This is a genomic window from Nocardiopsis camelliae, from assembly GCF_028993595.1.
GTDB lineage: Bacteria > Actinomycetota > Actinomycetes > Streptosporangiales > Streptosporangiaceae > Nocardiopsis > Nocardiopsis dassonvillei.
The window spans coordinates 5,818,774-5,842,830 of the sequence record NZ_CP118614.1 but is presented as its reverse complement, the minus strand read 5'-3'; the positions used below and the strand labels follow the sequence as shown (position 1 = coordinate 5,842,830).

Below are 24,057 nucleotides of genomic sequence, written 5' to 3'. Positions count from 1 at the left end.
GCCGGACACGCCCCCTCCCCGCGGTCCCGCTGCTACTCGACCGTCACGCTCTTGGCCAGGTTGCGCGGCTGGTCCACGTCGTTGCCCTTGGCCAGGGCCAGCTCACAGGCGAACACCTGCATGGGGATCGTGGACACGAGCGGCTGGAGCAGGGTCGGCACGGCCGGGATGGGGATGAGCACGTCCGCGTACGGGCGGACCACCTCGTCGCCCTCCTCGGCGATGACGATGGTGCGGGCGCCGCGGGCGCGCACCTCCTGGATGTTGGACACGATCTTGTCGTGCAGCACGCTGCGGCCCTCGGGGGAGGGCACCACCACGACGACCGGCACACCGTCCTCGATCAGCGCGATCGACCCGTGCTTGAGCTCACCGGCGGCGAACGCCTCGGCGTGCATGTACGCCAGCTCCTTGAGCTTGAGCGCGCCCTCCATCGCCACGGGGTAGCCCACGTGGCGGCCCAGGAACAGCACCGTGTCCGCGTCGGCCAGCGACCGGGCCAGCTCGCGGACCGGCTCGGCCGTCTCCAGGACCCGCTCGATCTGCTCGGGCATGGTGGCCAGCTGGGCGATCACGGCGTTGATCTCGTCGCCGAACTTCAGCCCGCGCACCTGCGCCAGGTACAGGCCGATCAGGTAGCAGGCGGCCAGCTGGGTGAGGAAGGTCTTGGTGGCGGCGACGCCGACCTCCGGACCCGCGTGCGTGTACAGCACGCCGTCGGACTCGCGCGGGATGGTGGACCCGTTGACGTTGCAGATGGCCAGCACCCGGGCGCGCTGCTCGCGGGCGTAGCGGACCGCCATCAGGGTGTCCATGCTCTCGCCGGACTGGGAGATGGCGATGACCAGGGTCTGCTGGTCCAGGATCGGGTCCCGGTAGCGGAACTCGCTGGCCACCTCGACCTCGCACGGGATGCGGCACCAGTGCTCGATGGCGTACTTGGCGATCAGGCCCGCGTGGTAGGAGGTGCCGCAGGCGATGATGACGATCTTCTCGACCGAGCGCAGGTCCTCGGGGGACAGGCGCATCTCGTCCAGGGTGAGCTGGCCGTCCACCGTCACGCGGCCCAGGAGGGTGTCGGCCACCGCGCGCGGCTGCTCGACGATCTCCTTGAGCATGAAGTAGTCGTAGCCGCCCTTCTCGGCGGCGGAGGCGTCCCAGTCCACGTGGTACTCGCGCACGTCGACGGGGTTGCCTTCGTAGTCGGTCACCGTGATCGAGTCCGCGCGCAGCTCCACGACCTGGTCCTGGCCCAGCTCGACCGCCTCGCGGGTGTGGGCGATGAACGCCGCCACGTCGCTGGCCAGGAAGTTCTCGCCCTCACCGCGGCCGACGACCAGCGGGGAGTTGCGGCGGGCCGCCACGACCAGGTCGGGGTCGTCCACGGAGACGGCCACGAGGGTGAACGCGCCCTCCAGCCGCTTGCACACCGCGCGCATGGCGGCGGGCAGCTCGCCGGTCCGGGCCAGCTCGGTGTTGAGCAGGTGGGCGGCGACCTCGGTGTCGGTCTCGGAGAGGAACTTGCAGCCCTTCTCCTCCAGCTCCAGGCGCAGCGCGGCGAAGTTCTCGATGATGCCGTTGTGGACGACGGCGACGCGGTTGTCGTTGTCCACGTGGGGGTGGGCGTTCACGTCGTTGGGCGCACCGTGTGTGGCCCAGCGCGTGTGCCCGATCCCGGCGCCGTCGCCGCTGACGGGCCGCTCCTCCAGCGCCCGGCGCAGGTTCGCGAGCTTGCCCGCGCGCTTCTCGGTGCGCAGAGCACCGTCGCCCAGCACAGCCACACCCGCGGAGTCATATCCGCGGTACTCCAACCTTGCGAGGCCGTCCACGACGACTTCAAGCGCCGGTTGCGGCCCGACGTAGCCAACGATTCCGCACATGGCCGCCAGCGTAAGCGAAGAAGCCGGTCGGATCGACCAACCAGGCATCCATACCACTGGTCGTTTTCCCAGGTAGCGGTATAGACCATTTGGTGCATGGGGAGTAGACCGCGCAGGTCGGGGGCATGGGGAGGCAACGAGTGGAACCGATTCCACCCCCCGGGAAGGAGAGGCAAAATTTTGGGGGTGCGTGTCGTGAACATGTGGTTTACGGCACGTTTCGGGGTCCATTGCGGGACTTGTGGGGACCGGCCGCCCGTCGCGGTCGACCCCCTGCTCTAGGGTGGTCATTCGTGTCTCACACGACGAAGAACGGCTTCTCCACGCCGTACGTGGAGATGGACCGGGAGGCCTGGGCCGCGCTCCGGGCCTCCACACCCCTGTCCCTGACCGAGGCGGACCTCGCCCAGCTCCGCGGCACCACCGACCCCACCTCCCTGGAGGACGTGCGGGACGTCTACCTGCCGCTGTCGCGACTGCTCAACCTCTACGTGGGCGCGACCCAGCAGCGGCACTCCGCCGTGCGCGCCTTCCTCGGCGAGTCCGACCGCCCGTCGCCGTTCATCATCGGCGTCGCGGGCAGCGTCGCGGTCGGCAAGTCCACCACCGCGCGCCTCCTGCGCTCCCTGCTGGCCCAGTGGCCCAACCACCCGGACGTGGAACTGGTCAGCACCGACAACTTCCTGCACGCCAACGCGGTGCTGGAGTCGCGCGGCCTGATGCGCCGCAAGGGCTTCCCCGAGAGCTACGACCGCCGCGCCCTGGTGCGCTTCGTGTCCGAGATGAAGGCGGGGGCCGACCGGATCGACATCCCCGTCTACTCCCACCTGAACTACGACATCGTGCCGGACGAGCGCCAGACCGTGCACCGCCCCGACATCCTCATCGTCGAGGGCATCAACGTCCTCCAGCCCCCCGCCGCGGGGCGCCTGGCCGTGGCCGACTTCTTCGACTTCTCCATCTACGTGGACGCCAAGGTCGAGAACATCCGCGGCTGGTACCTCGACCGCTTCCGCGAGCTGCGCCGCACCGCGTTCTCCGACCCGCGCTCCTACTTCCACCACATGGCCACCGCCATCGGTGAGGAGGAGGCGCTGGAGTTCGCCGCCAACACCTGGCGCACCATCAACGAGGTCAACCTCGTGGAGAACATCCGCCCCACCCGGGGACGGGCCACCCTGATCCTGTACAAGGGCGACGACCACCGCGTGCGGCGGGTGCGGCTGCGCAAGACCTGACCGGCCGAACGCCCGGACCGGGTCCCGCCCCCGGCACGGAGCCCGAGGGCGGGGCCCGCCTCAGCTATCCCGCCGTCGTGGCCGTGTCGACCAGAACGCCGACCGCCACGAGCAGGACCAGCACGCCGAGGATCACGAGCCCGAGCAGGTAGGGGTGCCGCTCGACCCACGTCACCAAGCCGGGACGGAACCTCTGGAGCTCCTTGGGGGTCACAGGGCCCTCGGGGCCGCTGGACGGCAGTCCGAGCGCGTCGACCAGCCGGTCCATGTCCGCGCGCCTGTAGAGGTTGCCGTAGACCGTGACGAGCACACCGCCGTGCGCGTCGAGGAGGAACAGGGTGTCGACGGGACCCCCGCGCGGCTGGACGACGGTCGCCCGGATCGTCCACACGGCACGCGCCCGTGACCGCCGCCGTCGGAAGAGCGCCCCCTTGAGGACGATCTCGCGCGGGGTCAGGACGATCCTTGCGCGGTACACGTGCGCGGTCAGGAACGCGATCAGCACGCCCCACACCGCCGCCGACACCAGGGCCGCCTCCGCGCCGATACGCCACCCGACACCGGCGGTCACGGCCACGGCGACCACCGCCCCGACGGCCAGCCGGGTCCACCCCGTCCGCAGGTCGGGTCGTAGTACGAGGTCGCCCTGGACTCGGTGCATGTGAGTACCTTCCTTCCCGGTTCTTCGGACGGTCCCGTGCCCGCGTTGGTTCCCGACACCTCCGGGCGGTCGCGCACCGGCGGCACAGCCGGGGACCCGGGTTCGGACCGGTTTGGCGGGGGAGCACCCGGGGGGTAAGGTGGTGCCTCTTTTCGGCCGCGCCCCCTGAACGGGTGCTGTGCGCTCTCACGGATCGGAACGAACCGGGCCCTCGCGGCGACCGGGGCGGGACCCGCGCACGCGCGAAGCCGCCTCCCTGTCCCGCCGATCCTTCCGAGGTCGCCGCATGTCCACGACCGATTCCTCCGCCGTGCCCGTGAGCCCCGAACTCCGGGCCGAGCGCGACCGCCTCGCCGCCGCCCGCGCCGCCCTGGACCGGATGCGCGAGGAGGTCGAGGGCAGCGAACTCGTCCTGGGCGACGTCGTCAACGACAAGGTCACCAACGCCGCCCTGCGCCGCGGCCGCGAACGCCGCCTCGCGGCCCTGGCCGACGTCCCCGGCGCCCCGCTGTTCTTCGGCCGCCTCGACTTCGAACCGGGCACCGTCTTCCTGGACGACGACGTGTCCGACGGCGCCGGGCCCGACCGGATCCACATCGGCCGCCGCCACGTCCACGACGGCGACGGGCGCCCGATGGTCCTGGACTGGCGCGCCCCCATCTGCGTCGCCTACTACCGGGCCTCGCCCGGCGACCGGATGGACGTGCGCCTGCGCCGCCGCTACGGCTTCACCACGATCGACCACGGCCGCGACGCCGACCCCGAGGTGGTGCTCACCGCCTTCGAGGACGAGCCGCTCACCACCGCCCCGACCGGGAGCGACCGGCTCGGCAGCGCCCTGCTGGACGCGGAGATCGAACGACCCCGCACCGGGCCCATGCGCGACATCGTCGCCACCATCCAGCCCGAGCAGGACGGCCTGGTCCGCGCCCCGCTCACCACCACCCTGTGCGTGCAGGGCGCGCCCGGCACCGGCAAGACCGCCGTGGGCCTGCACCGCATCGCCTTCCTCCTCTACACCGAGCGCGAACGCCTCTCCCGCTCCGGCGTGGCGATCGTCGGCCCCAACCGCTCCTTCCTCTCCTACATCCGCGACGTCCTGCCCGCCCTGGGCGAGGTGGACGTCCAGCAGACCACCGTCACCGAGATGCTCACCGCAGGGCTGCCCGAGCGGTCCCGCCCCGCCGCCGGGTGGGTGCGCCGCACCGAGGAGCCCCGCGCCGCCCGGATCAAGGGCCGGGCCCGCATGGCCGAGGTGGTCCGCCGCGACCTGTGGTCGCACCTGCGCACCCCAGAGGAGGCGGTCATGGTCCGCCGCGGGTCGCGCCGCTGGCGCCTGTACCCCGAGGACCTGCGCCCCCTCCTCGACGAGCTGGCCGAACGCGGCGTCGCCTACGGCTCCGGGCGCGAACTCCTCTCCCACCGCATCGCCCACGCCGTGCTCTCCCTCATGGAGGCCCAGGGCGAGGTCTGCGACGACCGCACCCACGCGCAGGTGCGCCGCGACCCCGCCGTGAAGTCGGCCGTCACCGCCATGTGGCCCAAGGCCGACCCGCTCAAGCTGGTGCTCGGCCTGCTCACCGACCCCGAACGCCTGGCCCGCGCCGCCGAGGGGCTGCTCACCGCCGAGGAGCAGGCCGCCGTCCTGCTGCCGGGGAGGCCCCGCGGCCCCAAGGCGGCACTGTGGTCGGAGGAGGACCTGGCCCTGGTGGACGAGGCCGCCGCGCTCATCGAGCGCCCCGCCGGGCTCGGCCACATCGTGGTGGACGAGGCCCAGGACCTGAGCCCCGTGCAGTGCCGGGCGATCGGCCGCCGCTGCGTGTCCGGCTCCCTCACCGTGCTCGGCGACATCGCCCAGGGCACCAGCCCCTCGGCGGCCGTCAACTGGTCCACGCTCCTGGAGCACCTGGGCAAGCCCACCGGCCACCTGAGCGTCCTGGACCGCGGCTACCGCGTCCCCGCCCAGATCATCGACTTCGCCGCCCGCCTGCTGCCCGCGATCGCGCCCGGACTCGGCGCGCCCGTCGCCGTGCGCCGCGCGCCCGGGGCGCTGCGGATCACCCCCGCCGAGGGCGCCCTGGCCGCGTCGGTCGCCGACGCCTGCCGCACCGCGCTCAGGGGCGAGGGTTCGGTCGGCCTCATCGCCGCCGACGCCGACCTGCCCGCCCTGCGCGAGGCCGTCGAAGCCGGGGGGCTGGCCGCGCCGCTGCTGGGGGAGGCGGGCGCCGGGCCGGACGCGGGCCGCCTGGTCGCGGTCCCCGCGAGCCTGGCCAAGGGCCTGGAGTTCGACGCCGTGGTGGTCGCAGATCCCGCCGCCATCGCCGAGGCCGAGGAACGCGGCGTCAACCGGCTCTACGTGGTGCTCACCCGCGCGGTGAGCACCCTGCACGTGGTGCACGCGCGCCCCCTGCCGGAGGCCCTGCGCGACACCGGGGAGTGACGGGTCGGGGTCCGGACGGCGGTCCCGGGCGTCCGTCCGCAGGCCGTGCCGGGCGGCATCGAGGAGCGGGGTCAGCGGACCCGCCCCCCTCACCGTGACCTCGTACTCATAGCGCGTCTCGACGGTCCGACCTCGCTATAAGTACGAGATCACCGCGGTTCGGGTCCTCTCATCTCACACTGGAGACAATTCCCGCCTCAGTGCTCGACGCGGGCGCGCCGGGGCGTCCAGGACCGCTTCCACAGGCTGGGCAGCAGGCCCGCGGTGAGCAGCCACAGGGCCACCGCCACCAGGTGGACCCGTTGCAGGGCGCTGAACACGACCCCCGGGTCGCCGTCGCCCCCGCCCGCGTAGACCCGTACCGCCGCGACCAGGACGGCGACGGCGGTGACCAGCTGGAGCGCCGCCACGACGGCCACCAGCGGCCACTTTCCGTCGCCCATCCTGCGCCGGTCCACCGCCAGCACGATCGCGCCCGCCAGCGCGGCCAGGAGCGCGACCGCCGCGACGACGGCCTGGGCCGCCGTGGCCCCCTCCAGCCCCTCCGCCAGCGACTCCGCCGTGCACGGGACGTCCGTGGACACCACGCACGGCCCGGGGAAGAACGTGGCGATCAGCGACGCCGCGCCGAACACGAGCATGCACCACCACGACACCGCCAGCAGGTGCCCCGTCCGCTCCCTCGCGCCCAGCCCGAGCCCGATCCCGGCGGCGATCATCACCAGGATCGCCGCGATGCGGTGCGCACTCTCCAAGAACCTGGCGAAGTCCGAATTCTGGACGGCCAGGGCCCCCTGGGCCGCAGTGCTGTCGGGCAGCATGACCTCCGCGACCCACAGGCTGTACACGAGCGCGGCCACCACGGCCGCGACCCTTCCGTCCCTGTAGTCCCAGTGCATCTGTGTGGAGTGCGACATCGTGCCCCCTGCCTTCCACGGGTTCCCACGCCCCGCCCGGACACCCTCCGAAGGGCGCGCGGTCGAACCCACCCCTGTGTCGCAACCCCCTACCCGGGGTGCCCCGTCTCACCCAACTCGCGTCGGCACCGTTATCCACGGGTGTGTGTTCACACGGCATCATCGGGGGACACCGGCGGAATACGCGGGGCAGGGACGGCCGACGAGAAGGGCGCACGCATGGACGGCGCATCCACGACGCGATGGGTGATCGTGGGGGTCGACGGCACGGAATCCAGCCGCCACGCGCTGGAGTGGTCGGCGCACCAGGCGATGCTGCGCGGCCTCGGGGTCCGGATCGTCGCGGCTGCGGGGCCGCTGGCCTCGGTCGGCGTGTTCGCGGGGCACGGGCACGCGGACCCCGACGTCGCCCCGGACGTGTTCCCCGACGAGGCCGACGCCCAGGGGGCGGAGTCCCTGCTGGAGTACGCCGGGGACTGGGTGGCGCGGCTCTTCCCCGAGCTGCGGGTGGAGAAGCGCCTGTCCTACGCCCGACCGGTGGAGGCCCTGCTCGCGGAGGCCTCCGCGGAGGGCGCCGTAGCCGTGGTGGTCGGCTCGCGCGGGCTGAGCGGGATCGTGGCCGCGTTCGTCGGCTCCGTGGGCATCGAGCTGGCCGCCCGCGCGCCCGTCCCGGTGATCGTGCTGCCCCGGGAGCACGCCTCCGCGCACGGTGTGCGCGGCCGGGTGATCGTGGGCATCGACGGGTCCGAGCCGAGCAGGCGCGCGGTGGACTTCGCCTTCGCGCAGGCCGACTTCGCCGACACCGAACTGGTGGCGGTGAGCGCCTGGCAGCCGCTGGTGGCCTTCGCCGCCGCGACCGGGCCCATCCCGCCCGAGCTGTTCGACGACGCGACCGCCGCCGAGGCCGCCCGGCAGGCCCTGGAGGAGGAGCTGGCCGGGCCCTGCACGCGCCACACCGGTGTGACGGTGCGCACCCGGGTCGTGCGCGCCCACCCCGTGATCGCCCTGCTGGAGGAGGCCACCCCCGCCGACCTCATCGTGGTCGGCTCGCGCGGACGCGGGGGCTTTCGCGGGCTGCTGCTCGGTTCGGTGAGCCACTCCGTCCTGCACGGGGCCAGGGGGCCCGTCGCCATCCTGCGCTGATCCGGACCGGCCCGTCCTGCGCTGTCCCGCTCCGGCCCGTCCCGGGTTGATTCGGACCGGCTCGCCCTGAGCTGATCCAGGCAGGTTCGTTCCGCGCCGATCCGACCCGTCGCCGTCCTGCCGCCGTCGCGGGCCGGCTCCGCTTCCACTGCTCCCACCTGCGAAGACGCGCCTTCGTGTCAGTGGTGCGGCGGCAGAGGTCTAGTGCCCGTCCGGAGCCCGCGACCGGATGCCGGACACGTAGTGTGACGAACAGCACGGTGTGTCGGTCGTGGCACCCGGTTCCCCTTCCGACAGGGGAACCCGCTCCCAACAGCACCGGAACGGCCTCCGACCGGTCCCCGTTCGTGCGCGTACGTACCCGGTGGTAGACCACGCGGAACCCTTGCTGCGCAGGGGAATCCGTTCTTCCGGCATGAGTTCTATAGACCATTGGCCTAAACCAATTGGTCACTGCGGGGGATCGTCGTTCATGATGCGAGAGATCTCGACCTTGAGAAGGAGCCGCTGTGACTGCCGTGGATACCGACGTGGACGCGCCGACCGAACACGAGGAGCTCGTCTCCTGGGTGCGGGAGGTCGCCGAGCTCACGCAGCCGGACGAGATCGTGTGGTGCGACGGTTCCGAGGAGGAGTGGACCCGCCTGACCGACCAGCTGGTCGAGCAGGGCACCTTCGTCCGCCTCAACCCGGACAAGCGCCCCAACAGCTTCTACTGCAAGTCCGACCCGAGCGACGTCGCCCGGGTCGAGGACCGCACCTTCATCTGCTCCGAGCGCGAGAGCGACGCGGGCCCCACCAACAACTGGATCGCCCCCGACGAGATGCGCGCCACCTTCGGCGAGGTCTTCCGGGGCGCCATGCGCGGGCGCACCATGTACGTCGTGCCCTTCTGCATGGGACCGCTGGGCGGCGACATCTCCCAGCTCGGGGTCGAGATCACCGACTCCCCGTACGTCGTGGTGTCCATGCGCGTCATGGCCCGCATGGGCAGCGCCGCCCTGCGCCTGATCGAGGAGCGCGGCGAGTTCGTCAAGGCCGTCCACTCCGTGGGCGCCCCGTTGGAGCCCGGCCAGCAGGACGTCGCCTGGCCCTGCAACTCCACCAAGTACATCTCGCACTTCCCCGAGACCCGTGAGATCTGGTCCTACGGCTCGGGCTACGGCGGCAACGCCCTGCTCGGCAAGAAGTGCTACGCGCTGCGCATCGCCTCGGTGATGGCCCGCGACGAGGGCTGGCTCGCCGAGCACATGCTCATCCTCAAGGTCACCCCGCCCAAGGGCCGGGCGCACTACGTCGCCGCCGCCTTCCCGAGCGCCTGCGGCAAGACCAACCTGGCCATGCTCCAGCCGACCATCCCGGGCTGGAAGGTCGAGACGGTGGGCGACGACATCGCCTGGATGCGCTTCGACCAGCAGGGCCGGCTGCGCGCCATCAACCCCGAGGCCGGGTTCTTCGGCGTCGCGCCCGGCACCGGCGAGAAGACCAACGCCAACGCCGTGGAGACCCTCTGGGGCAACAGCATCTTCACCAACGTCGCCCTGACCGAGGACGGCGACGTGTGGTGGGAGGGCCTCACCGAGGAGCCGCCCGCGGGCCTCACCGACTGGAAGGGCCGCCCCTGGACGCCGGAGTCGGGCGAGCCCGCCGCCCACCCGAACTCGCGCTTCACCACCCCGGCCGGGCAGGCGCCGACCATCGCCGACGAGTGGGAGGACCCGGCGGGCGTGCCGATCTCGGCCATCCTGTTCGGCGGTCGCCGCGCCACCGCCGTGCCGCTGGTCACCGAGTCCTTCAGCTGGCAGCACGGCGTCTACCTGGGCGCCAACGTCTCCTCGGAGAAGACCGCCGCCGCCGAGGGCTCGGTGGGCGAGCTGCGCCGCGACCCCTTCGCCATGCTGCCGTTCTGCGGCTACAACATGGGCGACTACTTCGCCCACTGGGTGAAGCTGGGCCAGGCGGCGGACAAGGCCAAGCTGCCCCGGATCTTCTACGTCAACTGGTTCAAGAAGGACGCCGAGGGCCGCATCGTCTGGCCCGGGTTCGGCGAGAACAGCCGCGTCATCAAGTGGATCGTCGAGCGGCTGGAGGGCGAGGCCGAGGCGGTCGAGACCCCGATCGGCCGCCTGCCCGTGACCGGTGGCATCGACACCGAGGGGCTGGACGTCTCTGACGAGGACATGGCCTTCGTGCTCGACGTCGACCGCGAGGTGTGGAAGCAGGAGGCCGCGCTGGTGCCGGAGTTCTTCAAGACCTTCGGCGACCACCTGCCGGGCGAGTTGTGGGACGAGTACCACGCCCTGCTGGACCGCCTGGAGAACCGGTAATGACCACGACGGGGGCCTGACGGCCCCCTGACCAGGGCCCCCTTCCGCGCGCGGGGCCCGTGGGAGAGGGGCGCGGGCACGACGGTGCCCGCGCCCCTCCCTCTTGCGGTGGGTCGTACGGTCACCATGTGCTGCCGCGCGGCATCGGCGGTGCCGGGGAGCGCGATCGTTGCCCTATGGCAATTGTTGTCGTCGGGGCCGATTCCGGCCACCGAGGCCAGCGGGTCCCGGGGACGCCGTCCGGCACACGCGACGCTCCGTTTCCGCGGGCGTACGTGTCCACGTGCGCGAACGCGGTCACTCTCCGTTGCGCCCGTGGTCAAACTTCCCGAAGGTCCCTCTCACCCAGGGTCACACTCTTCACCCTGGGCTCATGGTGCTCTCGCGTCGGGGTTCCGTAACGTACCGGATGCCTGAGCCGCCCGGAGACGGACCCTCAGACCAGGGTCGTCATGTCCGGGTGTTCCCCGTGCACATCCCAACCCCTGGGAGCGATCCCCCTCGTGAGAAAGCACATCCCCTGGTCCCTGACGGCCGCGACGGCCGCCTCCACCCTCGTGCTGGGGCTGCTGTCCGCGCCCCCGGCGCTCGCTGACACCGACCCCCACTCACCCGCCGACCGCACCGTCCCCGTTCCCGACACCTGGGAGCCGGGCGAGGCCGACACCGAACCCGTGGGCGGAGAACCACCCGACGAACCCTGGTCCCCGCCCGGGGCCGAGGACGAAGCCGCCCCCGAGGCCCGCGCGGAGAACCCCGAGGCCCGGGTCCTGACCTGTACGAGTGAATACGGGCGCGGCCTGCGCGAGCACTACCCCCTGGAACGCCACCAGATCAGCGACCGTATGGAGCTGACGGTCAACCTCAGCGCGGGCAACGCCGTTCTGCGCCACCGCAACCTCACCATGGCCGGTACCGGGCTGGACCTGTCGGTGTCCAGTTTCTACGACTCCAACGCCTGGCAGGACTGGCACGGCAACCCCTGGCTGCTCTCGCACGGGCACAACGTCGGACTGGACGTGGACAACGCCACCGGCGTCATCTTCCACGGCCCCTCCGGTTACTGCGTCAACTTCGGAGACGGCGAGGCAGGTGAGTACGACCAGCCCTCCGGGCTCAACGCCGAACTGCAGGAGAACTCCGACGGCTCCTTCGACCTGCGCTGGCACCGGGGCGAGTACGCAGACCAGGTCTGGCACTTCACCGCCGAGGGGTGGCTGTACTCCCAGGCCGACCGCAACGGCCAAACCCACCGGATGCGCTACGACACCGAGGGGAACCTGGCCTCGGTCGTGGACACCCAGGACCGGGTGACCGCCTTCGACTGGGAGGGCGACGAACTCGCGGCCATCACCGACCCGGTCGGTCAGGCCGCGGCCGAGTTCACCTGGAACAGCGACGGCGACATGGTCGCGCTGACCGACCGCGCGGGCCAGGACCTGGAGTTCGGCTACGACGACGGCGGCCTGCTGACCTCGATCACCGACGCCACCGGCGCGGTGTGGAAGGTCGCCTACAACGACGACGGCGAGGTCGCCAACCTGACCGTGCCCGACGGCAGTGAGCCCTCTCTGCCAGATTGGGATGAAACATCCCTTCATGTCCGTTTAGGCAGGCAGAGACCAACAGGGGAGCATCACCCGTATGACCAGCCAGAACACCAACCCCGCAGCCAAACCCCAACGCCGGACCTTCTCCGCCCAGTACAAGCTGCGCATCATCGCCGAGCACGACGCGTGCGCCACCGGAGCCGAACGCGCCGCCCTGCTGCGCCGTGAACGCCTCTACCACTCCCACATCATCGAGTGGCGCAACGCCCGCGACGCCGGCGCCCTGGAAAACCTCACCGACAGGCGCACCTCACCCACACGGGCCAAGAAGCACCCCGCCCAAGCCGAGGCCGAACGGCTGCGCACCCGGGTCGCCAAACTGGAGAAGGACGTGGCCGAACGCGACCACGCCCTGGAGGTCATGGGAAAAGCCTCCGCGCTCTTGCAGGCACTCTCCAAGAGCGCGGACTGAACGAGCACCTCGAACCCGTCCTGCACCAGGCGGTCCAAGACCTGCGCCCCCACACCGGCATCGTCAGGGCCTGCCAGCTCCTGGGGCGCTCCCGCGCCACCCACCACCGCCGCCTCAACCCGCCCGAGCCCAAGAAACCAGCCCCGCGCACACCACCGCCCTCAACCCTGACCAGCGCCGAGCGCGCCGCGATCCTGGAGCTGATGAACAGCCCCGCCTACGCCGAGTTACCACCCGCCCAGATCTGGGCCCGCGAACTCGACGAGGGCCGCTACCACTGCTCGGTCTCCACCATGTACCGGATCCTGCGCGAACACGGCCAGACCGGAGAGCGCCGCCGCACGGCCACCCACCCGCCCAAGACGGTCCCCGAGTTACGGGCGGACGGGCCCGGGCAGGTCTTCACCTGGGACATCACCCGCCTCAAAGGACCTGGGCGGGGCGAGTACTTCCACGCCTACGTCATCATCGACATCTACTCGCGCTACGTGGCCGCGCACACCGTGGAGCGAGCCGAGTCCGGCAAGCGGGCCGCGGAGCTGATCGCGGATCTGGCCAAGGCCAGCAGCATCGCCCCGGCAGTGCTGCACGCTGACCGGGGTGCGGCGATGACCTCCAAGGAGGTCTCCCAACTGTTGTTGGACCTGGGCATCGAGCGCTCGCACTCTCGCCCCAAGCAGTCCAACGACAACCCATACTCAGAAGCGCAGTTCAAAACCCTCAAGTACACGTCGGACTACCCGGACCGGTTCGCTTCCCTGGCACACGCCCGCCAGTGGTTGGACGGGTTCATGGCCTACTACAACCACGAGCACCGCCATTCAGGGATCGGTTACCACACCCCGGCCTCGGTGCACTTCGGTACGGCCGCTCAGGTCCGCGACCAGCGGGCCGCCACCCTGGCCCAGGCCTATGCCGCCCGTCCGGAGCGGTTCTCGCGTCCACCGCGACCGCCCCAGGTTCCCGAGACCGTGTGGATCAACGATCCAGCCCACCGCCGGGACCACACGCCACAGAACGTTTGACCAGGTCACCGTCTCATTTGACTTGACAAGTTCCGGAGGACGGGGCGACCACGTCCTACTCCTATGGGGACGGACAGACCACGGTCACCGACCCGGGCGGTGGCGAGTCCACCTTCGAGTTCGACAACGAGGGGCGCCAGACCTCGGCGACCGACCAGGTGGGCAACACCCGCTCCCAGACTTGGACGGCGAACTCGGACGTGGCCACCACCACCGACGCCCTGGAGGCCTCGGTGACCTACACCCACGACGAGTTCAACAACCTCATCGGCACCGAACTGCCCACCGGAGCGGCCACCTCGGTCGGGTTCACCGACACCGCCAACCCGGCCAAGCCCACCAGCGTGACCACCCCGGACGGGGACACGCTGGAGATGTCCTACGACGACGCGGGCAACCTCACCTCCGCCGTCCAAGAGGAGATGGACATCGAGGTGGCCGACATCCGTTACCACTCCAACGGGTTGGCGGAGCAGGTCACCGACGCCAACGGCAACGTGACCAGCTACTCCTACGACCGCGCCGGGAACATGACGGCGATGGACGAGCCGGGGCCGATGGGCACCACCCAATACGGCTACGACGCGCTGTCACGGGTCACCTCGGTCACCGACGGCAACGGTGTGACCTTGGAGTACGGCTACGACCGGCTGGACCGGATCGTGTCCATCTCCCAGGGCGGCGACCTGCTCCAGGCCATCGCCTACGACGGCAACGGCCGCCAGATCACGACGCACACCGACCAGGCCAGCGTGGAGCACTCCTACAACGGCCGCGGTGACCTGCTCGAAACCGTGCGCACCGACTCGGCCGGGAGCGAGACCACCACCTACGCCTACGACGCCGCGGGCAACGTCACCGAGATGGTCGAACACGGCCACAGCACGACCTACGGCTACGACGCCGCGTTCCGGCTCACCTCGCTCACTGACCACACCGGTGCCGAGACCACCTTCACCAACGACGAGAACAACCGCCGCACCAGCATCGAACACCCCGACGGGGCCGTGGAGGAGCGTACCTACGACGACTCCGGGCGCCTGACCGGCATCACCACCACCGGGGCCGCTGACCAAGCCCTGGTGCAAGCTGTCTACTCCTACGACAACGACGGCGCCGACAGCGACCAGTTGCAGTCGCGCACCGTCAACGGGGACACGGAGACCTTCACCTACGACGGCCTGGACCGGCTCACCAGCGACGGCACCACCGATTACACCTACGACGACGTCGGCAACCTGCTCACCGCCGGGGATGAGGAGTTCGCCTACAACGACGCCGACCAGCCCACCAGCGCTCGCGGGGCCGAGGTGGGCCATGACGAGGCCGGGAACATGACCTCGCGGGGTGAGTACGTCTACGAGTACTCGGTGACCAACCAGACGCTGCGCTCCAACGACGGTGAGGGCCAGCTGGCCTCGTGGCTGAGCTATGACACCACCGACCAGACCCAGATGCGCGGCGTCACCGACGTGCACGAGGGAACCCGGGTGGAGCGGCAGCTGTCCAACACCGCGCTCGGAGTCACCAACATCGCTTCGGGGGGTGAGCGCACCAGCTTCGTGCGCGACCCCGACGGGCGGTTGGTCTCGATGGTGGCCTGGGACGGTGATGAGCGGTTCCACTACACCCTCGACCACCAGAACACCGTGCTGGCTCTCACCTCTGAGGGGTCGGAGGCTGAGTCCCCGGACGTGGTCTACGACTACAGCCCCTATGGTGAGCGCACCTCTGAGAGCCTGGAGGGGACCGCAGCGGCGGCGTTGAGCCCGTTCGGGTTCACCGGCGCCTACCAGTTCCAGGACGGCACGGTGCACCTGAACCACCGCTTCCACAGCACGTTCACGCTGGGATTCACCCAGCCGGACCCGTCCCGGCAGGAGATGAACAACTACGCCTATGCCCAGTGCGATCCGGTCAACAACACCGACCCCACCGGGCTTCAAACTTCTTTGCCGGACGCCCTCTGCGCAGGTTTCACTATCTGGGGAGCAAAGGTTGGCGCTGCCATGTACGTCCTGGCTATAACCGGACCTGTTGGGGCCATCTTTACTGGCATCCTGACAGTCGGTGGTCTCGCCTGCGCAGGATACTGGATGTATCAGCAGTCATAAATAGTTACAGCAAAAATTAAATAGTAAAATGGCGTCGTGGTATTGATCCAAAGGAACAAGGACCAAGCCCATCAAAACGCCAAGAAAAGGAATCGGGCCGCCCGGGTGGCACCTGGGCGGCCTTGGGGGTTAAATGCTTCAGGTTATCGCAGCAGTACTACTAGCCCTCGGGAGTGTCCTCCTTTTGCGGATAATAATTGTCGGAAAATCACCAAGAAACGCTTCCAGGGTGGAAAGGTTTGCAATACCAACATTATTCTTTGGGGCGCTCATATTCATTATCGCATCGATTCTCTTGGGTGATTTTATTTGAGTTCTCTGAAGGCTTGAATAAAACAACACAGGAAGAAGTTGTGGCGGCATCGCAGTAGGGGACCGGACACTGGTCCGGGCCCCTGCACGTTCATGCCTGCACGTCCGCAGTCAGCTTGCGAGCCCAGGCCGTGTACTGCTCCATCGGGGTCATAGTTCTGTACCCCGCGCACCACACACCGTTGTCACCGCTCCACCTGGTGAGCATCATCAGCCCGCATGCGGGACACGGCACACCGTCCAGAACTACGGTCTTGACGGTCTGTCCGGTGACGACTTCGGCGTGACGGTGCAACCAGAGGATTTCCTGTTCCGCGTCCGCGCCGGACAGTTCGGGGTAGGCATCAACGTACTCCGGACAAAACACACCGAGAACGTCTTCCGGGAGTTTCCCGAAGTCTTCCGTGGTGAGTACACGGCGCATCGGCCCGAGAGGAAGTGCGATAGCGTCGGCACGAACCGGGTGAGGACATCGCAGGCCCTGCGGATCATCGCAGGGTGCTGTCCCCAGGCCACGTCGGTCGGGGCGGGCTCCGAGGCCGGTGCCTACCGGTTTCAGGGCGGCACGGTGCACCTGAACCACCGCTTCCACAGCACGTTCACGTTGGGCTTCACCCAGCCGGACCCCTCCCGGCAGGAACTTAACAACTACGCCTACGCGGCCTGCGACCCCATCAACAACACCGACCCGACCGGGCTGTGTACCGCATCGGCAGTCGACTTCGTTTTCGGGTTTGCCTCCTATGTGGGCGCTGCCTACACGCTCTCCGGCATGGCGGCCGGAACAATTGCTGTTGCAGCCGGTCCTGTGACCTGGGCAGTGGCCACTGGGGTTATGGCAGTCTGGGGAGTCTCCCGCGGCATCCAGGCCATGAATCAGAACTGCTAACAGATATTCCACAAATGAGAGAACCTGTGGTGATGGTAGACACCTCGCTCCACGGAAAATCGCCACTCTCAGTACTCATCAGCTAGAAACCTTGGTGGGGCGGGGCATCCCGCCCCATCGGGAGGGAGGGAAAATGCAAATCCTTGGAATATCATCAAGCATATTTCTAATTCTCTCGATGGTGTTTTTTTGGAAATATTACAACAAAAAGTCAGCTAATCCGAGAAGAATCCATCAGGTGCTCTGCTGGGCCTGTCTTGTGGCAGCAATCGCGCTTGCCGTTCTGTCATTTCTGGCCTAATTTCGGGGAGAATTTATATTTCAATATAAAAGCCTGGTTGTATCAAAGTGGTTCAAGGCGCAGAATGCTGTTTCAGATGCGTGGCGTCACCGACGTGCACGAGGGCAGCCGGGTGGAGCGGCAGCTGTCCAACACCGCGCTCGGGGTCACCAACATCGCTTCGGGGGGTGAGCGCACCAGCTTCGTGCGCGACCCGGAGGGCCGTCTGGTCTCGATGGTGGTCTGGGACGGTGATGAGCGGTTCCACTACACCCTCGACCAGCAGAACACCGTGCTGGCTCTGACGGCCGAGGGTTCGGAGGCCGAGTCCCCGGACGTGGTCTACGACTACAGCCCCTACGGCGAGCGCACCTCTGAGAGCCTGGAGGGAACCGAGGCGGCGGCGTTGAGCCCGTTCGGGTTCACCGGCGCCTACCAGTTCCAGGACGGCACGGTGCATCTGAACCACCGCTTCCACAGCACGTTCACGTTGGGCTTCACCCAGCCGGACCCGTCCCGGCAGGAGTTGAACAACTACGCCTATGGCATGGGCGATCCGGTCAACAACACCGACCTAACTGGCCTCTACACGATGTCGAACTTCAGGGAAGACGTTACTTTCCTTGTCATGATGGGTGGTGCTGGTGCTGGTGCTGGTGCTGGTGCTGGTGCTGGTGCAGGAGTTGGAAGTGGAATTGGGGCTCTGGCGGCTGGCGTTGGTGCGCCCCCTGGGGCGCTGATGGGTGGCTTCGCGGGCGTGGCTCTCGGAGGAGTTACTATTTTCCTAGACAGAGCTCCGGGGCTTCCGTAGCAGAGTGCTTGGCGGCGCCACTTTAGGCGCCGCCAAGCTTTTACATGAAAAGTCTCTACCGTGGTGGTGCTCTATATTGCCTAAAAACCCCGGGAAGTTCGTCGCCGTGCTCCTGGTTGCATTTTCCCTGATCGGGGGAGCTTTTTTCGTTTTCCAATATCTAGGCGATCGAAATATTGATCAAGTTTATGTTGTAGCATTTGTTGCGGTTGTGATTGTCGGGGTTGTCTGCGTGCATAGGTTGGGGCGTCGCCAGTAGAATCATTGAAGCTGTGAGTATATTTCCATCTATTCTTGAATTCGGATTTCTGGGTTTTCGTTCCAGGGAAAGCTTGCTTCCGGAGAGGTGCTCTTCGAGTAACTCGGGGTGACGCTGTGTCCAGCGATCCTGCCAGCGCTCGCACAGCCAACATCGCTTCGGGGGTAAGCGCACCAGCTTCGTGCGCGACCCCGACGGGCGGTTGGTCTCCATGGTGGCCTGGAACGGTGATGAGCGGTTCCACTACACCCTCGATCAGCAGAACACCGTGCTGGCTCTCACCTCTGAGGGTTCGGAGGCTGAGTCCCCGGACGTGGTCTACGACTACAGCCCCTATGGCGAGCGCACCACTGAGAGCCTGGAAGGGACCGAGGCGGCGGTGTTGAGCCCGTTCGCTTTCACTGGTTCCTACCAGTTCCAGGACGGCACGGTGCATCTGAACCACCGCTTCCACAGCACGTTCGCACTGGGCTTCACCCGACCGGCCCCCTCCCGGCCGGAACTGGGCAACTGCGCTTGGGCTTGCTGCGGCGGATCGACGACCAAGGAAGGGAGCAGGGCACATGGAGGGAAGCTTTCCGAAGGACCCGACCAAGAAGGAGCTTCGCACCCTCATCGGGTTCAGGCTTGTTGGCATAGCCTTTTTCCTCGGCATGGCGGTATGGCGCGCATGGGAGGGCGACTACTTCTGGGCCGCTCTGAGCGTGCTCCTCACGGCCATTCTCTTCGCGGTCTATGTGGCCCCGCGCATGCTGCAACTGCGCCGCAAGAAGAAGGAGTGACCTCCGAGGAAGGGGGCGCGGGCACGATCGTGCCCGCGCCCCCTTCCTCGGAGGTCACCAAGCGCCGCGCAGGCTCCGGGGCGGCTCGGCGTCGAAGGCGGCCCAGACGTGGGTGCCGAGGCCGTAGCGGCGCGGAAAGGCGAAGCTGGCCCACGTGCGGGAGAGCTGGCGCACCAGCAGCAGGCCGCGCTGGCCCTCCGCCGCCTCCCACTCCTCGTCGGTGCGCTCGTTGGGAATGCGGGGCAGGGTGGGGCCGCCCGCGTCGCTGACGGTCAGGCGCAGCGTGCGTTCGTCGGGCATGGACAGGGTGCGGGTGACCCCTTCCTCCGAAGGGGCGTACTTGCAGGAGTTGGCGACGAGTTCACTGGCCACGAGCTGGACGGTCGCGACCAGGTCGAAGTCGAACCCGGCCAGGTCGCGGGCGAGTTCGGAGCGGACCCGGGCGAGCTCGGACAGGTCGCAGGCGTAGTCGAGGTGCCCCCAGAAGGCGAACGGGCCGGGGACCGGTGCCGGGTCGTGCGCAGACATGCCGGTCATACCGTCACCCCGTCCGCGTACCGGGCCCGGGCGGGCGCGGCGGCGAGGAGGTCGCCGATGGGAACGGGCATGGGAGCCGGGGTCGGTGCCGGGGCCCGTGTCGGGGACGGAACCGGAAGCGGGGCCTGGGCAGGGACGTGAACGGAGCCGTGCGACCACGCGCGCAGTCGAATGACGGCCTCGGCCTGGACGCGGGAGAGGTCGTGCTCGCACTCGCGTTCGCGGGCGGTGTAGTAGGGCCTGACCAGGGCGATGTCGTCGGCCGGGAAGGTCTCCGGGGCGGGTGCCAGGCGGGGAGGGGGCACCGGGCGCGGAGCGGGGCGCGGGGCCCCGCGCTGTGGAGTCGTGGGCCTGCTGGACCGCGCGGAAGCGGGGGCGGGGGCCGGGGCGTAGCGGCGGACCCGGGTGGAACGGCGGCGGACGGCGGCCGAGTGGCGTCCGCGCGCGGGAATGAAGAGGGATGTCACCAGAGCCAGGGCACGGGTGAGAAGGGCAGCGCTAAACTGGCGCATGCTGGCAGGTTCCTTGTCTTAAGAGTTTGCTGTGCTGGCCGTGACCCCGGGCGGTATTTGACCGTCGCGGGGTCTTTCGTGTTCAGTTGTGTGTTCGGAGAAAGGTTAGGGGGTTGGTGGAGGGGTGGAGAACGCTACGGGGGAGTAGAGTTCGGAAAATGTGCGCGGGGGGTGCGTATGCGCTGGTCAGGGTCTTGGGTGGAGAGGGAAAAATCTGGCTGGCCAGGTTTTTCCATTGTCCGGAATGATTGGTTTTGAGGATTTTTTCCTGGGGTCTTTTGGGTAGGAAAAAGCCCCCGGCCGGAGCGGGCGCGGGGGCTGGAGACGGTTAGAGGCGGCTACAGGCCGGAACGCAGGCCGCTGAGCAGCGCCACCCACTGGTCCCCGGGGACGGAGAGGTGTCCGAGTTCGCGGTGGACGGTGTCGCGGACGTCAGCGCCGGAGGCGTGTTCGCGGACCTCGACGCATTGGCTCCCGGTGTTGCTGTAGCTGCTCTTGTGCCACTTCTGCACGGCTTCTCCTCGGCTGGGATCAGACGGCGGAGGTCTTCACTCCACGCAGGAACGATGCCCAGGAGTCGGCCGAGTACTCGATGTGTCCGGCCTCGCGGTGGACGGTGTCGCGGACGTCGGCGCCCGAGGCGTGTTCGCGGACCTCGACGCACTGGCTCCCACTGTCGCTGTAGCTGCTCTTGTGCCACTCGTTGCTCATGATGCTTCCAATTCCTTCAACAGCTGCCGGGACTCTCTAGCAGGCAGCGCGGATGCCAGTCCCTTTCTTACCAGTGACTCCATGCGCGGATGGCTGTCGGAGTCCAGGATGACGTTTCCAGCGATGTAGTCACTGGAGACGGCGACTCCCCCGTCAAACAGTCGGAAGAGTTGGACGGGCGCCGTCACTCCCAGCATGAAGACTCCGGGTGGCAGTAAGTGAACCTCTACCTTGCCCTCGTCCATGAGTCGTAGCAGGTGTGCCGCCTGTTCCCGTCGTACCTGGTCGGGGGTGCAGGCCAGTGCGCTGTGCGGGAACACAGCAGTCACCACCGGGTCGTGGTGATGTTCGCGCAACACTTTGAGCCGACTGCATCGACCGTTGGTCCAGTGGTCGACATCGGCGTCCGAGGCCAAGGGCTGACCGTCCTTGAACACCAGTCGCGCGTAGGACTCGCACTGGAGCAGCCCAGGCACGAGTGCTGGTAACAAGTAGTCGATGGCCACGGCCTGCTCCTGCAACCGGGCCACGTTGAGCTGCCACACCGGCAGTTCCGTCCCCGAGGTCTTCTTCCGCCACGCCTTGAGGAGCCTGCCGTCCGCCTTGAGCATCCGGTCCAGGGACTCGGCGGTTTCCACGCTGGGCGTGAACTTCCCCGCCTCCCACCGGGACACGGACGCGGGCGAGGTGCCTATGTCGAAGGCCAACTGTTTCTGCGTTCTCCCTGAGAAATCGCGAAACGTTGTGAGCAGGGAGGAGAAGTGATCTTGCGTCACCCTGCACAACTTACAGAGCGGTTGCGCTTCCTGTCATCCGTTCTCCCAAAAACGACAGACGCTGGAGATATCCCGGCCCCTGTGGCGAGGGTGGACGCAGGTCACGAAGCCGCAGGTAATTGCGGCCTGTTCGTGGCTATGTTCCGGAGGATGGTGATTTCAGTTGGGATCAGTGACAAGCATGCAATCGCGTCGAGGCGGTTCGGGTTCGGGTTCCGGTTTCCAGGACGGCGGCGGCGCCGGGCGTTTCCCCCTGCCCCGCAGGGGAGTGGAACCCCGCGACAGGGCACCCCTGGTGTTGGACCAGCGCTGGAGCAGCCTCGGCACCGCGCTCATCATCGCGGGGCGTCCCGACCAGGCCGCCCTGGTGCGCCACAGGGTCTCGGCCCTCTCCGCCCTGCCGCCGCTGGCGAGGGAAGCGGCCCAGGAACTGGCCGGCGAGGTGTTCAACAACGCGATCACGCACACGCGCAGCGGCCTGTCCGGGGGCGAGGTGATCGTGAGCGTGCACCGGCTCCCCGGCCGCGTGCAGGTCAAGATCACCGACCAGGGGCCGATCGGCGAGGACACCGTCACCACACCGTGCGTGCGGCCCCCCGACCCGCTGCGCGTGGGCGGGCTGGGGATGCGCCTGGTCGCCGCGCAGGCCAGCCGGTGGGGCACGCTCCACGAGGGCGGCCGGACCACCGTCTGGTTCGAGATCGACCGGGTTCGGAACGACTCCGACCGCAACCGGGGTCTTCCCTGCCGTTCGTGAAGACGAAACAGCATTCCCGGTCCCGCGTTCGGTGGTGGCTCGCCTCTTGGGGGTCGAGGTAGGGCCTTGTGCACATCGTCTGCCAGGCACCCGTAGAGCGGACAGCGGCGGTGCGCTGTAGGGGGTGTTCCTTTGCAGGGGACCTCAGCCAGGCACCCGTAAAGCGTGCGGGTTCCCCGCCCGCCCCTGGGGGGTGGGTGGTCGTGGTGGGCACTGGAGGAGACGATCAGTGCTGGGGGCGGGGACCGACTGAGAGCAAGTTCGTCTAGCGAACTTGCCGAAGGAGATCCCTGCGCGCCGGTCACTTCAGGGGTCTGGTGGGCGTCACGAAGGCGGTCGGGAGGATGCCGGGAGGAACGCCCACCGGGAGTGACCCCTCAGCCACGTGGGAACGGGGGTACAAGGTTCAGACCGGCATCAGCCACCAAGCCCCGCACGTGACCGCGCGTCGTAGGGGGTCCGCAAGTTGTAGAGCGTCGCTGCGTCAGCAACCACGCACCCGTAGAGCCCGGGCTGGTGGGATGGCCTCGGGGGCGTAGGGCGGGCCGTTGCGGGCCGTTGCGGGTCGGCGGGGGTTCCCGGGGAACAGCCGTCGCCCGCCTCCCGGGGTTTCAAAATCCGGGCCCGAACCTTGTACCGATTCGCCGGTGACGGCCCCTCCGGCGCACCGGTACGTTCCTCCTGCCAGCACCTACGCGCGGAAGGAACCCAGGTGAACCTCCTCATCACCGGCATCACCACCCAGTCCTCGATCGCCTACGCGATCGCGGAGGAGGCGATGGAGCAGGGCCACCAGGTGATCCTGACCAACCCGCCGGGCAGGCAGCTGTCCATCCTGGAGCGGGTGGCCAAACGCCTCCCCGCCGAACCCGTGGACATCCTGCCCATGGACGTCACCGACCCCGAACAGGTCACCGAGACGGCGGGCAGGGTCGCCGCTCACTGGGACCACGTGGACGGGCTGTTGCACTCCATCGCCTACGCCCCGGGCGACGCGCTGGGCGGCAACTTCCTCAACACCTCCTGGGAGGACGTGGCCACCGCGATCCACGTCTCGGGGTACTCCCTGAAGGCGCTCGCCGTGGGGTTCCGGGAGCTCATGGCCGCCGCCCCGCACGGCGCCGGGGTCGTCTCACTGACCTTCGACGCCTCCCGGGCCTGGCCGGTCTACGACTGGATGGGGTCGGCCAAGGCCGTGCTGGAGAACTCCACGAAGTACCTGGCCCGCGACCTCGGCGGCGACGGCATCCGGGTGAACGCCATCAGCGCGGGGCCGGTCAAGTCCCTCGCGGGCGGCTCGATCCCCGGGTTCGACCAGATCGCGGACGGCTGGGCCGAGTCCGCGCCGCTGGGCTGGGACACCAAGGACGCCTCCGTGGTCGCCGGGCCCGCGCTGTTCCTGATGTCCCCGGCCGCGCGCGCCGTCACCGGCACGACGCTGCACGTGGACGGCGGGTACCACGCGATGGGCGCGCCGCTGTAACCCGGGGAGCCGACCGGGCAGGGGATCGACCGCGCTGGGGCGCTGACCGGACCGGGGGAAGAGCCGGGGAGGGCCGTGCGGTGGGCGTCCGGGCTGGTCACCACGCCGGGGGGACATTTGCGGACGTTCTTTCTTTCCGCTGAGAAGGCCGCCCCGCGCGTGCTACGGATGGACCCGTCCG

At 68.7% G+C, this 24,057-nt stretch carries 20 protein-coding genes; 12 read left to right on the top strand and 8 right to left on the bottom strand.

The window, feature by feature from the left end:
- Positions 1–32: 32 nt before the first annotated feature.
- The gene (gene glmS, locus PV789_RS25475) at positions 33–1,880 is read right to left on the bottom strand and encodes a glutamine--fructose-6-phosphate transaminase (isomerizing) (protein ID WP_274974896.1); all 1,848 of its coding nucleotides are present in this window, start codon (positions 1,878–1,880) and stop codon (positions 33–35) included.
- A 332-nt stretch (positions 1,881–2,212) separates the two neighbouring features.
- Here glmS and coaA point away from each other — a divergent pair, with 332 nt between their 5' ends.
- Positions 2,213–3,118 (top strand): type I pantothenate kinase, encoded by a 906-nt coding sequence (gene coaA, locus PV789_RS25470; protein ID WP_274978253.1) that lies wholly within the window; start codon positions 2,213–2,215, stop codon positions 3,116–3,118.
- A 64-nt stretch (positions 3,119–3,182) separates the two neighbouring features.
- On the opposite strand, the gene PV789_RS25465 is transcribed toward coaA, so the two are convergent.
- Positions 3,183–3,779 (bottom strand): hypothetical protein, encoded by a 597-nt coding sequence (locus tag PV789_RS25465; RefSeq protein WP_274974895.1) that lies wholly within the window; start codon positions 3,777–3,779, stop codon positions 3,183–3,185.
- 286 nt (positions 3,780–4,065) lie between these two features.
- Between PV789_RS25465 and PV789_RS25460 the strand changes: the two genes are divergently transcribed.
- Positions 4,066–6,219, top strand: a complete 2,154-nt coding sequence (locus tag PV789_RS25460) for a HelD family protein (RefSeq protein WP_274974894.1) — start codon at positions 4,066–4,068, stop codon at positions 6,217–6,219.
- 197 nt (positions 6,220–6,416) lie between these two features.
- Here the strand turns inward: PV789_RS25460 and PV789_RS25455 are convergent, their stop codons facing one another.
- The gene (locus PV789_RS25455; RefSeq protein ID WP_274974893.1) at positions 6,417–7,136 is read right to left on the bottom strand and encodes a DUF998 domain-containing protein; all 720 of its coding nucleotides are present in this window, start codon (positions 7,134–7,136) and stop codon (positions 6,417–6,419) included.
- Positions 7,137–7,355: 219 nt separating this feature from the next.
- Between PV789_RS25455 and PV789_RS25450 the strand changes: the two genes are divergently transcribed.
- The 8 genes from PV789_RS25450 to PV789_RS25415 all read left to right on the top strand — a co-directional run bounded on the left by PV789_RS25450 (position 7,356) and on the right by PV789_RS25415 (position 19,100).
- Entirely contained in the window at positions 7,356–8,279 is a 924-nt protein-coding gene (locus tag PV789_RS25450; RefSeq protein WP_274974892.1) for a universal stress protein, read from the top strand.
- Positions 8,280–8,797: 518 nt separating this feature from the next.
- Complete coding sequence (locus PV789_RS25445; protein ID WP_274978252.1) at positions 8,798–10,606, top strand: phosphoenolpyruvate carboxykinase (GTP); 1,809 nt, start codon at positions 8,798–8,800, stop codon at positions 10,604–10,606.
- Between the two features lie 503 nt (positions 10,607–11,109).
- Complete coding sequence (locus PV789_RS25440) at positions 11,110–12,384, top strand: hypothetical protein (protein WP_274974891.1); 1,275 nt, start codon at positions 11,110–11,112, stop codon at positions 12,382–12,384.
- Positions 12,385–12,411: 27 nt separating this feature from the next.
- A complete protein-coding gene (locus tag PV789_RS25435) occupies positions 12,412–13,653 on the top strand; it encodes an IS3 family transposase (RefSeq protein ID WP_274974890.1) in 1,242 nt (413 codons plus the stop codon).
- A gap of 200 nt (positions 13,654–13,853) precedes the next feature.
- Complete coding sequence (locus PV789_RS25430) at positions 13,854–15,767, top strand: RHS repeat-associated core domain-containing protein (RefSeq protein WP_274974889.1); 1,914 nt, start codon at positions 13,854–13,856, stop codon at positions 15,765–15,767.
- Positions 15,768–16,362: 595 nt separating this feature from the next.
- Positions 16,363–16,968 carry an RHS repeat-associated core domain-containing protein gene (locus PV789_RS25425; RefSeq protein ID WP_274974888.1) on the top strand — a complete coding sequence of 202 codons (606 nt, stop codon included), beginning with the start codon at positions 16,363–16,365 and terminating at the stop codon, positions 16,966–16,968.
- A 365-nt stretch (positions 16,969–17,333) separates the two neighbouring features.
- A complete protein-coding gene (locus PV789_RS25420; protein WP_274974887.1) occupies positions 17,334–18,059 on the top strand; it encodes an RHS repeat protein in 726 nt (241 codons plus the stop codon).
- An 822-nt stretch (positions 18,060–18,881) separates the two neighbouring features.
- Complete coding sequence (locus PV789_RS25415; protein WP_274974886.1) at positions 18,882–19,100, top strand: hypothetical protein; 219 nt, start codon at positions 18,882–18,884, stop codon at positions 19,098–19,100.
- A gap of 54 nt (positions 19,101–19,154) precedes the next feature.
- Here the strand turns inward: PV789_RS25415 and PV789_RS25410 are convergent, their stop codons facing one another.
- The 5 genes from PV789_RS25410 to PV789_RS25390 form a co-directional block, all read right to left on the bottom strand.
- On the bottom strand, positions 19,155–19,637 hold the full coding sequence (locus PV789_RS25410; RefSeq protein ID WP_274974885.1) for an ATP-binding protein: 483 nt from the start codon (positions 19,635–19,637) through the stop codon (positions 19,155–19,157).
- Entirely contained in the window at positions 19,634–20,149 is a 516-nt protein-coding gene (locus PV789_RS25405) for a hypothetical protein (protein ID WP_274974884.1), read from the bottom strand. The genes PV789_RS25410 and PV789_RS25405 overlap by 4 nt, the downstream gene beginning before the upstream one ends.
- A gap of 338 nt (positions 20,150–20,487) precedes the next feature.
- Positions 20,488–20,661, bottom strand: coding sequence for a DUF397 domain-containing protein (locus tag PV789_RS25400; RefSeq protein ID WP_274974883.1), 174 nt, complete (start codon positions 20,659–20,661; stop codon positions 20,488–20,490).
- A gap of 19 nt (positions 20,662–20,680) precedes the next feature.
- Positions 20,681–20,860 (bottom strand): DUF397 domain-containing protein, encoded by a 180-nt coding sequence (locus PV789_RS25395; protein ID WP_274974882.1) that lies wholly within the window; start codon positions 20,858–20,860, stop codon positions 20,681–20,683.
- A complete protein-coding gene (locus PV789_RS25390; RefSeq protein ID WP_274974881.1) occupies positions 20,857–21,636 on the bottom strand; it encodes a helix-turn-helix domain-containing protein in 780 nt (259 codons plus the stop codon). Before PV789_RS25390 ends, PV789_RS25395 begins: the two co-directional genes overlap by 4 nt.
- Before the next feature lie 181 nt (positions 21,637–21,817).
- Here PV789_RS25390 and PV789_RS25385 point away from each other — a divergent pair, with 181 nt between their 5' ends.
- Together PV789_RS25385 and fabI are read left to right on the top strand one after the other, a co-directional pair.
- Entirely contained in the window at positions 21,818–22,393 is a 576-nt protein-coding gene (locus tag PV789_RS25385; protein WP_274974880.1) for an ATP-binding protein, read from the top strand.
- A gap of 712 nt (positions 22,394–23,105) precedes the next feature.
- Positions 23,106–23,876 carry an enoyl-ACP reductase FabI gene (fabI, locus tag PV789_RS25380; RefSeq protein ID WP_274974879.1) on the top strand — a complete coding sequence of 257 codons (771 nt, stop codon included), beginning with the start codon at positions 23,106–23,108 and terminating at the stop codon, positions 23,874–23,876.
- Positions 23,877–24,057 lie beyond the last annotated feature (181 nt).

Excerpts from the sequence above, each read along its gene's own strand:
- PV789_RS25415 (WP_274974886.1), top strand. The coding sequence starts at position 18,882 with ATGGAGGGAAGCTTTCCGAAGGACCCGACCAAGAAGGAGCTTCGCACC.
- PV789_RS25395 (WP_274974882.1), bottom strand. The coding sequence starts at position 20,860 with ATGAGCAACGAGTGGCACAAGAGCAGCTACAGCGACAGTGGGAGCCAG.
- PV789_RS25385 (WP_274974880.1), top strand. The coding sequence starts at position 21,818 with ATGCAATCGCGTCGAGGCGGTTCGGGTTCGGGTTCCGGTTTCCAGGAC.
- PV789_RS25410 (WP_274974885.1), bottom strand. The coding sequence starts at position 19,637 with ATGACCGGCATGTCTGCGCACGACCCGGCACCGGTCCCCGGCCCGTTC.
- PV789_RS25460 (WP_274974894.1), top strand. The coding sequence starts at position 4,066 with ATGTCCACGACCGATTCCTCCGCCGTGCCCGTGAGCCCCGAACTCCGG.
- PV789_RS25420 (WP_274974887.1), top strand. The coding sequence starts at position 17,334 with ATGCTGTTTCAGATGCGTGGCGTCACCGACGTGCACGAGGGCAGCCGG.
- PV789_RS25405 (WP_274974884.1), bottom strand. The coding sequence starts at position 20,149 with ATGCGCCAGTTTAGCGCTGCCCTTCTCACCCGTGCCCTGGCTCTGGTG.
- PV789_RS25465 (WP_274974895.1), bottom strand. The coding sequence starts at position 3,779 with ATGCACCGAGTCCAGGGCGACCTCGTACTACGACCCGACCTGCGGACG.
- glmS (WP_274974896.1), bottom strand. The coding sequence starts at position 1,880 with ATGTGCGGAATCGTTGGCTACGTCGGGCCGCAACCGGCGCTTGAAGTC.
- PV789_RS25455 (WP_274974893.1), bottom strand. The coding sequence starts at position 7,136 with ATGTCGCACTCCACACAGATGCACTGGGACTACAGGGACGGAAGGGTC.
- PV789_RS25450 (WP_274974892.1), top strand. The coding sequence starts at position 7,356 with ATGGACGGCGCATCCACGACGCGATGGGTGATCGTGGGGGTCGACGGC.